The organism is Pseudomonas sp. 2024-210 (assembly GCF_045062345.1).
Taxonomy (GTDB): domain Bacteria; phylum Pseudomonadota; class Gammaproteobacteria; order Pseudomonadales; family Pseudomonadaceae; genus Aquipseudomonas.
Map to the genome: position 1 here is coordinate 63,961 of NZ_JBJGEJ010000021.1, position 9,485 is coordinate 73,445.

10 protein-coding genes and 1 pseudogene are annotated in these 9,485 nt (G+C 57.6%); 3 read left to right on the forward strand and 8 right to left on the reverse strand.

Annotated features, from left to right (window positions below; all coding sequences use genetic code 11):
* Positions 1 to 29: 29 nt before the first annotated feature.
* The 8 genes from ccoP (ACI7MX_RS21120) to ccoN (ACI7MX_RS21155) form a co-directional block, all read right to left on the reverse strand.
* Positions 30 to 1,007, reverse strand: coding sequence for a cytochrome-c oxidase, cbb3-type subunit III (gene ccoP / locus ACI7MX_RS21120; protein ID WP_314488750.1), 978 nt, complete (start codon positions 1,005 to 1,007; stop codon positions 30 to 32).
* Complete coding sequence (locus ACI7MX_RS21125) at positions 1,004 to 1,195, reverse strand: cbb3-type cytochrome c oxidase subunit 3 (protein WP_122782178.1); 192 nt, start codon at positions 1,193 to 1,195, stop codon at positions 1,004 to 1,006. Before ACI7MX_RS21125 ends, ccoP (ACI7MX_RS21120) begins: the two co-directional genes overlap by 4 nt.
* Positions 1,196 to 1,200: 5 nt before the next feature.
* Positions 1,201 to 1,809 (reverse strand): cytochrome-c oxidase, cbb3-type subunit II, encoded by a 609-nt coding sequence (ccoO, locus tag ACI7MX_RS21130; protein WP_405591864.1) that lies wholly within the window; start codon positions 1,807 to 1,809, stop codon positions 1,201 to 1,203.
* Positions 1,809 to 3,251 (reverse strand): cytochrome-c oxidase, cbb3-type subunit I, encoded by a 1,443-nt coding sequence (ccoN, locus tag ACI7MX_RS21135; RefSeq protein WP_405591867.1) that lies wholly within the window; start codon positions 3,249 to 3,251, stop codon positions 1,809 to 1,811. Before ccoN (ACI7MX_RS21135) ends, ccoO (ACI7MX_RS21130) begins: the two co-directional genes overlap by 1 nt.
* Positions 3,252 to 3,565: 314 nt before the next feature.
* Positions 3,566 to 4,504: a cytochrome-c oxidase, cbb3-type subunit III gene (ccoP, locus tag ACI7MX_RS21140; protein ID WP_405591870.1), complete on the reverse strand. Its 939-nt coding sequence runs from the start codon at positions 4,502 to 4,504 to the stop codon at positions 3,566 to 3,568.
* Positions 4,501 to 4,692: a cbb3-type cytochrome c oxidase subunit 3 gene (locus tag ACI7MX_RS21145; RefSeq protein ID WP_153382571.1), complete on the reverse strand. Its 192-nt coding sequence runs from the start codon at positions 4,690 to 4,692 to the stop codon at positions 4,501 to 4,503. Before ACI7MX_RS21145 ends, ccoP (ACI7MX_RS21140) begins: the two co-directional genes overlap by 4 nt.
* 15 nt (positions 4,693 to 4,707) lie before the next feature.
* The gene (ccoO, locus tag ACI7MX_RS21150; RefSeq protein ID WP_314488739.1) at positions 4,708 to 5,316 is read right to left on the reverse strand and encodes a cytochrome-c oxidase, cbb3-type subunit II; all 609 of its coding nucleotides are present in this window, start codon (positions 5,314 to 5,316) and stop codon (positions 4,708 to 4,710) included.
* Between the two features lie 10 nt (positions 5,317 to 5,326).
* Positions 5,327 to 6,751, reverse strand: a complete 1,425-nt coding sequence (ccoN, locus tag ACI7MX_RS21155) for a cytochrome-c oxidase, cbb3-type subunit I (protein ID WP_314488736.1) — start codon at positions 6,749 to 6,751, stop codon at positions 5,327 to 5,329.
* A 73-nt stretch (positions 6,752 to 6,824) separates the two neighbouring features.
* On the opposite strand from ccoN (ACI7MX_RS21155), the gene ACI7MX_RS21160 reads away from it, so the two are divergent.
* From ACI7MX_RS21160 to ACI7MX_RS21170, 3 genes and pseudogenes are all read left to right on the forward strand, one after another.
* The gene (locus tag ACI7MX_RS21160) at positions 6,825 to 7,511 is read left to right on the forward strand and encodes an alpha/beta family hydrolase (protein WP_314488733.1); all 687 of its coding nucleotides are present in this window, start codon (positions 6,825 to 6,827) and stop codon (positions 7,509 to 7,511) included.
* 468 nt (positions 7,512 to 7,979) lie between these two features.
* The gene (locus ACI7MX_RS21165; protein ID WP_405591875.1) at positions 7,980 to 8,501 is read left to right on the forward strand and encodes a DUF3304 domain-containing protein; all 522 of its coding nucleotides are present in this window, start codon (positions 7,980 to 7,982) and stop codon (positions 8,499 to 8,501) included.
* A pseudogene (locus ACI7MX_RS21170) lies at positions 8,486 to 9,485 on the forward strand (DUF2235 domain-containing protein); the annotation flags it as partial. The gene ACI7MX_RS21165 and the pseudogene ACI7MX_RS21170, both read left to right, overlap by 16 nt.

A 9,485-nucleotide genomic window follows, 5' to 3' on the forward strand; every position in this document is an offset into this window, starting at 1 on the left:
CCGTTTTTTATTGCATTTACCCGTCTGTTTTAGTCTTCGCCATTGGCATTTTCGCCCTGTGACAAGCTGTAAACGTAGGCGGCCAGCAGGTGAACCCTGTCATTGCCTTGTAACTGCGCTTGAGCAGGCATCTGGCCCTGACGGCCGTAACGAATGGTCTGCTGCAATTGAGCGAAGCTTGAACCGTAGATAAAGGCGCCCGGATGCGTGAGGTCTGGCGCACCCATCAGTGGGTTGCCTTTGCCTTCAGGGCCGTGGCAAACCGCACAGTTGGTGGCGAACAGTGCTTGGCCCTTGGCCGGGTCAGCCTTCGCCCCTTCAGGCAGTTTGCGGTCATCGAGCTGAGTCAGTACATACGCGGCAACGTCGCTGACGCCTTGCTCACCAATGACCTCAGCCCAGCCGGGCATCACTGCATGACGTCCGGCCATGATGCTTTCCTTGATTTTGTCGGGGGTGGCGCCCCAGCGCCAGTCGGCGTCGGTCAGGTTGGGGAAGCCATAAGCACCTTTTGCATCGGAGCCGTGGCACACCGAGCAGTTGGAGGCAAACAGACGCGCGCCCATTTTCAGGGCTTGCGGGTCTTTGGCAACGTCCTCTATGGGCATGGCGGCGAATTTGGCGAAGATCGGGCCGTATTTAGCGTCCGATTTGGCCATTTCCTTTTCCCACTCATGCACGCCGGTCCAGCCGGTCTGGCCATTGGCAAACGCGGTGCCATTTTTGGTGTCCAGCGCTTCATAGCCGGGCAGGATGCCTTTCCAGTTACCCAGGCCCGGGTAGAGCACCAGATACCCCAGGGCGAATACGATGGTGCCCACAAACAGCCAAAACCACCAATTGGGCAGCGGATTGTCGAACTCTTCAATACCGTCGTAGGCATGCCCGACTTTCTCTTCGGTCTGCTCGTTGCGTTGTCCCTTGCGGGTGTCCAGCAACAACCAGGTCAACGCGAAAATGGTGCCCAGCGTGAGGACGGTGATGTACCCGCTCCAAAAGCTAGTCATTCTTTGTTACTCCTGGACGCTTGTTCTTGTTCAATGTGCTTGATGGCTTCAGGGTCGTCCTTGAACGGCAACAGGGTTGCGTCATCGAATTCCGATTTGCGCTTGGGGCTGAATACCCACAAGGCCAAACCGATAAAAGCCACCATCACGACCACTGTGCCCAGGCCACGAATCATCCCGATATCCATTCAGATCACCGTTTGCTTTTGATCAGAGTGCCCAGGCCCTGAAGGTAGGCCACCAGCGCGTCCATTTCGGTTTTCCCTTTGACGGCATCTTTGGCTCCGGCGATGTCTTCGTCGGTGTAAGGCACGCCCAGGGTGCGCAAGACTTCCATTTTTTTTGCCGTGTCTTTGCCGTCCAGGGTGCGTTCCACCAAAAACGGATAAGCCGGCATGATCGACTCCGGCACCACGTTGCGCGGGTTGTACAAGTGGGCCCGCTGCCAGTCATCGGAGTAACGCCCACCGACACGGGCCAAGTCTGGGCCGGTGCGCTTGGAGCCCCACAGGAACGGATGATCCCAGACACTTTCACCGGCCACGGAATAGTGGCCATAGCGTTCGGTTTCGGCGCGGAACGGCCGGATCATTTGCGAGTGACACCCCACGCATCCGTTGGCGATGTAGATGTCGCGGCCTTCCAGTTCCAGCGCGGTACGCGGCTTCATGCCTTCGACCGGGTTATTGGTGACGTCCTGGAAAAACAGCGGAACAATCTGGGTCAGGCCCCCGATGCTGACGGCAATGACCATCAAAAACGCCATGAGGCCGATATTTTTCTCGACTGCTTCGTGCTTCATCAGTGGGCTCCCACGACAGCGATCTGGCTTGCAGCTTGGGCTTCTACCGGGTTCGAAGCCCGTACAGTGCGCCAGACGTTATAGGCCATGAACAGCATGCCGCTGGCGAAAATGGCCCCGCCCAGTGCGCGCACGATAAAGCCCGGATGGCTGGCTTGCAGGGCTTCGACGAACGAGTAGGTCAAGGTGCCGTCTTCGTTGATCGCACGCCACATCAACCCTTGAGTAATGCCGTTGACCCACATCGAGGCGATATACAGCACGGTGCCAATGGTCGCCAGCCAGAAGTGCACGTTGATCAGACTGACGCTGTACATCTGCTTCTGGCCGTAGATTTTCGGAATCATGTGGTACATGGAGCCGATCGTAATCATCGCCACCCAGCCCAATGCCCCCGCGTGTACGTGGCCGATGGTCCAGTCGGTGTAGTGGGAGAGGGCGTTGACCGTCTTGATGGCCATCATCGGGCCCTCGAAGGTCGACATGCCGTAGAACGCCAGTGACACCACCAGAAAGCGCAGGATCGGGTCGGTGCGTAACTTATGCCAAGCCCCTGACAGGGTCATCATGCCGTTGATCATGCCGCCCCAGCTGGGTGCCAGCAGGATGATCGACATGGCCATGCCCAGCGATTGAGCCCAGTCCGGCAGCGCGGTGTAGTGCAGGTGGTGCGGACCGGCCCAGATATACAGGGTGATCAGCGCCCAGAAGTGCACGATGGACAAGCGATAGGAGTAGATCGGGCGCTCGGCCTGTTTGGGCACGAAGTAATACATCATGCCCAGAAAACCTGTTGTCAGGAAAAACCCTACTGCGTTGTGGCCGTACCACCACTGAATCATGGCGTCGGTCGCACCGGCGTAGGCGGAGTAGGACTTGAAAAAACTGACCGGCAACGACGCGTGGTTAACGATGTGCAACATCGCCGTCACCACAATAAAGGCCCCGTAGAACCAGTTACCGACGTAGATATGTTTGGTTTTGCGTATGGTGATGGTGCCAAAGAAGACCATGCCGTAAGCCACCCACACGATGGCCAGCAAAATAGCCAAAGGCCATTCCAGCTCTGCATATTCTTTGGTGGTGGTGTACCCCAGGGGCAAGGTGATGATGGCGCCGACAATGACCGCCTGCCACCCCCAAAAAGTGAACGAGGCCAGCGAGTCGGAGATCAGGCGGGTCTGGCAGGTGCGCTGTACGACGTAATAAGACGTGCCAAACAGAGCGCAGCCACCAAAGGCAAAAATCACAAGGTTGGTGTGCAGCGGGCGTAGACGCCCGAAAGTCGTCCATTCCAGGCCAAAGTTCAATTCAGGCCACACGAGCTGTGACGCGATAAAGACCCCGAGCCCCATGCCTAGGATTCCCCAGACCACCGTCATGATGGCGAACTGGCGGACGACCTTATAGTTATAAGCAGTCGGACTGATTGCTGTGCTCATTCTAGGGTTCCACGGTTTTATATTTTTTAGGGGTAAAAAAGCGGCGCAAGTATGGGTAAAGCATTGGGGTATTGCAACGCAACATAACCTCACTCAGGGAGCGGCAACGCTTAGCCGGCGGCCTTTCCATGCATTGTGTAAGGTCAAAATGACCTCAAAGACACGTTGCATTTTGGGCAATGGTGAAGGCTGTTGGCGGGGCGATACTGGGGAGGAAAGTAAAAGAGGCGAGGAGAAATGTCCAGAAATTGTTCACAGAGTTGTATACAACTCTACAGAAGCACCTCGTGGGTGCTTCTGCGGCGGGTGAGGCATTATTTGGCGTATTTGTCCTCTTTATTACCCTGCGACAAGCTGAACACATACGCGGCCAGTAACTGCACCTTGTCGTTGCCCAGCAATTCGTTTTGCGCTGGCATATGGCCTTGACGGCCGTGGCGGATGGTCTGTTGCAATTGCCCCAGGCTGGTGCCGTAGATATAGGCCTCGGGCACCGTCAAATCCGGGGCGCCCATCACCTGCATGCCTTTGCCGTTGGCGCCGTGGCACGCCACGCAGGTGGTCTCGAAGGCCTGCTTGCCCGCGTTCAGATCAACCGCGGTGCCTTGTGGCAATGGCAAGCCAGCCAGATCGTGACGCACGTAAGCGGCGACGTTTTTGACCCCGTCTTCACCCAGTACCGGCCCCCAGGCGGGCATCACGGCAATGCGCCCGCCCATGATGGAGGCCTTGATGGTGTCGGCATCGCCGCCCCAGCGCCAGGTGTTGTCGGTTAGGTTAGGGAAACCGAAAGCCCCCTTGGCATCCGAGCCGTGGCACACCGAGCAATTTGAGGCGAACAGGCGACCGCCCATTTTCAGCGCTTGAGGGTCTTGCGCCACCTCTTCCACGGGCATGGCGGCATACTTGGCGAAAATCGGACCGAAGCGGGCATCCGCCTTGTCCATCTCCTTCTGCCACTCATGAACACCCGTCCAGCCATTCTCGTAACCCGGCAGCAGGCCTTTCCAATTGCCAAGGCCGGGATAGAGGATCAAATAACCGACGCCGAAGACCAGCGTGCCCACAAACAACATAAACCACCACTGGGGCAGCGGGTTGTCGTACTCCTCAATGCCATCAAAGCTGTGGCCCATGGTCTCGACGGTTTCGCCTTTGTTTTCGCCTTTGCGTGTCCCCACCAGCAGCCATGTCAGGCCAATCAGCGTTCCGATGGTCAACACGCAGATATAGATACTCCAGAAAGTCGTCATGCTTTGTCGCTCCTCGACGCTTGCGCTTGCTCGACGTGTTTCAGGGCCTGCGGGTCGTCCTTGAAGGGCAGTAACGTAGCGTCTTCAAACTCGGATTTGCGGCGCGGGCTGAACACCCAGAGTGCCAAGCCAATAAATGCCACGGCCACCAGCAACGTGCCCAGGCCGCGAATCATTCCACTACTCATCTCCAGAACCATTGTTCACCTCTTGCTCTTGATGGCAGTGCCGAGCACTTGCAGGTAGGCCACGAGCGCGTCCATCTCGGTTTTGCCCTGTACCGACTGTTTGGCGTTAGCGATGTCTTCATCGGTGTAAGGCACACCCAGGGTGCGCATCACCTTGAGCTTGGTTTCGGTGTGTGAAGTGTCGACCGCCGACTCGACCAGCCAGGGGTAGGCGGGCATTTTTGATTCGGGCACCACGTTGCGCGGGTTGTACAAATGCGCGCGGTGCCAGTCATCCGAGTAACGTGCACCCACCCGTGCCAAGTCCGGGCCGGTGCGTTTTGAACCCCACAGGAAGGGGTGATCCCACACGCTTTCACCGGCTACCGAATAGTGGCCATAGCGCTCGGTTTCAGCGCGGAACGGGCGAATCATCTGCGAGTGACACTGCACGCAGCCTTCACGGATGTAGATGTCGCGTCCTTCAAGTTGCAACGCGGTGTAGGGCTTCATGCCTTCAACCGGGGTGTTGGTCACGTCTTCAAAGAACAGCGGGACAATCTGCGTCAGGCCGCCGATGCTCACGCACAGAATCATCAGCAACAGCATCAGGCCGATATTTTTTTCAATCACTTCGTGTTTCATGGCGAACTCCTCAGGCCATCTGCGCGGCGGCAACGACTTCAGCGGGCTCGGCGTTACGCACCGTGCGCCACGTGTTGTAAGCCATCAGCAGCATGCCGCTGAAGAAAATCGCGCCCCCGATCAGGCGCACGACATAGCCCGGATGGCTGGCCACCAGGGTTTCGACGAAGGAGTAGGTCAGCGTGCCGTCCTCGTTCACTGCGCGCCACATCAGGCCTTGAGCGATGCCGTTGACCCACATCGAGGCGATGTAAAGCACGGTGCCGATGGTGGCCACCCAGAAATGCGCGTTGATCAGGCCAATGCTGTACATCTGCGGGCGTCCGAAGATTTTCGGGATCATGTGGTAGAGCGCACCAATCGAAATCATCGCCACCCACCCCAGAGCACCGGCGTGCACGTGGCCGATGGTCCAGTCGGTGTAGTGGGAGAGGGCGTTGACGGTCTTGATGGCCATCATCGGGCCTTCGAAGGTCGACATGCCGTAGAAGGCCAGCGACACCACCAGAAAGCGCAGGATCGGGTCGCTGCGCAACTTATGCCAGGCGCCCGAGAGCGTCATCATGCCGTTGATCATGCCGCCCCAACTGGGGGCCAGCAGAATCAGTGACATCACCATGCCCAGTGACTGCGCCCAGTCAGGCAGCGCGGTGTAGTGCAAGTGGTGCGGGCCGGCCCAGATATACAGCGTGATCAGCGCCCAGAAGTGCACGATGGACAGGCGATAGGAGTAGATCGGGCGTTCGGCCTGTTTCGGCACGAAGTAGTACATCATTCCCAAAAAGCCCGCTGTCAGGAAAAACCCTACCGCGTTATGGCCGTACCACCACTGCACCATCGCATCTGTTGCGCCACCGTAGAGGGAGTAGGACTTGGTGAGGCTGACCGGGATTTCGAGGTTATTGACGATGTGCAAAATCGCCACTGTCACGATAAATGCGCCGAAGAACCAATTGCCCACGTAGATGTGTTTGGTTTTGCGCTTCATGATCGTGCCGAAAAACACGATGGCGTAAGCGACCCAGACGATGGTGATCAAGATATCAATCGGCCATTCCAGCTCGGCGTATTCCTTTGAGCTGGTGAAGCCCAGGGGCAGGCTGATGGCGGCGAGCAAAATGACTAACTGCCAGCCCCAAAAGGTAAAGGCCGCAATCTTGGGTGCAAACAGCGTGGCCTGACAGGTGCGTTGCACCGTATAGAAGGAGGACGCGAACAATGCACAACCGCCAAAGGCGAAAATCACCGCGTTGGTGTGCAACGGGCGAAGACGCCCGAAGCTGGTCCATGGCAAATTGAAATTGAGTTCGGGCCAGACCAACTGCGCGGCGATAAAAACCCCGAGCCCCATACCGACGATGCCCCAAACCACCGTCATAATGGCAAATTGGCGGACCACCTTATAGTTGTAGGCGGTACTGATTGAAGTGTTCATGGTTCCCCATCCACGGTTCAGGCGAGTACATGTGCACGCCTGGAGTTATTGGCAGACTAAAAGCGAGGCAAGCATGGGCGTAGCAAGGGGGGGCGGTATTGACGGGGATCAATGGGCGCAGTGCGTGCAGGATCGGGGCTGGTTATGGAATGCAGCGTCCGGCGCGGTGAAAACGGCCGAACCGGCCACGCTGATCATGGCCCACGGCGCGGGTGCACCGATGGACAGCGACTGGATGACCGGCATGGCTGAACGCCTTGCCGCGCGCGGGCTCAACGTGTTGCGCTTCGAGTTCCCTTACATGGCGCAACGTCGACTCGAGGGTGGCAAAAGGCCGCCTAACCAACAGGCCCAGTTGCTCGACTGTTGGCGTGAGGTGTACGCCGAGGTGCGACGGCATGTCGCTGGGCGCGTGGCCATTGGCGGTAAATCCATGGGTGGGCGAATGGCCAGTCTTGTGGCGGACGAACTGGCCGTGGATGCACTGGTGTGTTTGGGCTATCCGTTTTACGCATCCGGCAAACCGGAAAAACCGCGTGTGGCGCATCTGGCTGAACTGCACACACCGACGCTTATTATTCAGGGCGAACGCGATGCATTGGGCAACCGCCAAGCAGTTGAGGCCTACACGCTGGCGCCGAGCATTGAATTGTTTTGGTTAGTGGCGGGCGATCATGATTTGAAGCCGCTAAAAGCTTCGGGCTTTACCCATGTGCAGCATCTGGATGCGGCGGCCGATCACATTGCGCGGCTTGTGTAGCGTGCTGTTTTCGCAGTATCGGCGGCGACAGGCATCGTGTAGCCGCTGCCGAAGGCTGCGCTCGGCGGCGAAGCCGTCGTAAACCCATTCAGCCTGGGTGTTGCAGATCCACCGTGTTCATCAGGTTTGCGACGATTGCATCGCCGAACGCAGCCTCGCACGACTCGACGGCTGCTACGGGTACTGAGGTTCCCCCGCGTGTCTACAACAGCGTTCGCACAAGCGGCTTTTGTCAGAGACGAGTCTCAACAAAACAGCATGCTTCTGTCGTCTCAGGCGGAACCGTCCGACATACAAGAGTTTTGTATTCTCATCTAATTCCTCCCTGTCAGCCATGACGGGGGAGTCGAGCACCGCATTCCCTCACCGCCATTACATTGAGGGAAACGGATGCCCACCTTCTGCCAGCTTTCTCGCCGTCACTCATCTTTTTTTGCTCTACATCAACGCTGTGTACGGGCATTCCTCATGGCGTCCGCAGGGGGCTGGATACTGGCGGCCAGCCTGTTGTTGCAAGGTTGTGTCGAGTCGCGGCCGACGATGTTGGGGGCGCCGATAGAAGGCATCAACCACACCTCGGCCGCCATCAACGGTTTTAGCGTGAACCGCAATGGTGGCCACAATATCGGCCCTTATGGCGGTGGTGGTACACAAGTGTGTTGCGCCGTACTGCCACGTCAATGGCGCGAAGGGCTGACGGTTGTTGTGGAGTGGGAGAAAGATTCACTACCTCATGATTATGGGAATTGGTTAGAGCCTCTTTTTTCTGATGCGTGGAGCGCTCGCATGAAAAATCATCAAAACCAATACACCCGACATAGCGCCGTCGTTGAAGTGGCCCCTTATCAAGAACTGGGTGTTGTCACCGTGCATTTCCTGCCCTGCGATCAGGTCAAAGTTGCGGCAGGTACGACCTACGCCTGGCTTGCTGAGCACCCATATCAATATCCCCGCCGAATGGAAGTGCCCAGCACATGCCCAACTCCCTGAATACGTTCGATAAGCGCCCGCCAGCGGAACCTCTGACGATGACCCCGGAATTTCCCGAAAAGGGGTTGTTACCTTCGCATCCTCAGCAGGTGGCCGATAACGGCATCGCGCAGAAAAAAGTGGAGCGTCAGATCGCGATTGAAACCGAGCGGGCAGCGCTGGCTGCACGCCGGTTTTATGTTGGTCCGCCCTGTATGGATGTGTTGAATATCACGCTGTGTTTCGACGGCACCAACAACCATGAGCCGTCAGATAAATTGAGCAAGCCACCCACGACCAGCAATGTGGCGCGTTTGTTTCACGCCAGTCTGGGTGATATGGAAGGTCAGCCCCCAACCCTTGTGAGCGATGAGGCTTTCTTTCGCTATTACATCCCTGGGGTCGGTACTGAATTCAAGGAAATTCATGAGTTCGGGCCGAGCAGCTCGGGGCTGAGTATGGCCACGGGCGGTGAAAATCGCATCAACTGGGCGTTGACTCGACTATTAGATGCGTTGAAAAAAGCGTGTTCAGAGGGGCATTGGCCATCAGAGGCGGCCTACGCACTTGTCCAGAAATTGGGCACGTCTGTAGGCATGGATGCCTTGGGCGCTTCACTCGTCAGCGACGGCTACGCCCGCCGCAAGGCAGTCCTTGAAGGCCCGATTCGCGAGTTGCAACAAAAAGTTGAATTGCAGAACCGCCTGAAAACCGCTCCGCTGATCAAGGCCATGCGCCTGTACGTGTACGGCTTTTCTCGCGGCGCTGCCGAAGCACGGGCCTTTGCCACTTGGCTGGAGGCGTTGAGCAAGGTCGAGGTCGAGGGTGAAACCTGCTACCTGTTCGCCGGGCTGCCCATCAGCATTGCCTTTCTGGGACTGTTCGACACGGTGGCGTCAGTGGGGGTGGCGTATCTGGCGCCCTTTGCCAGCGGGCATATGGGCTGGGCTGACGATTCGCTGCGCCTGTCGGATTCGGAGGTGTTTTTAGAGCGCTGCGTGCATC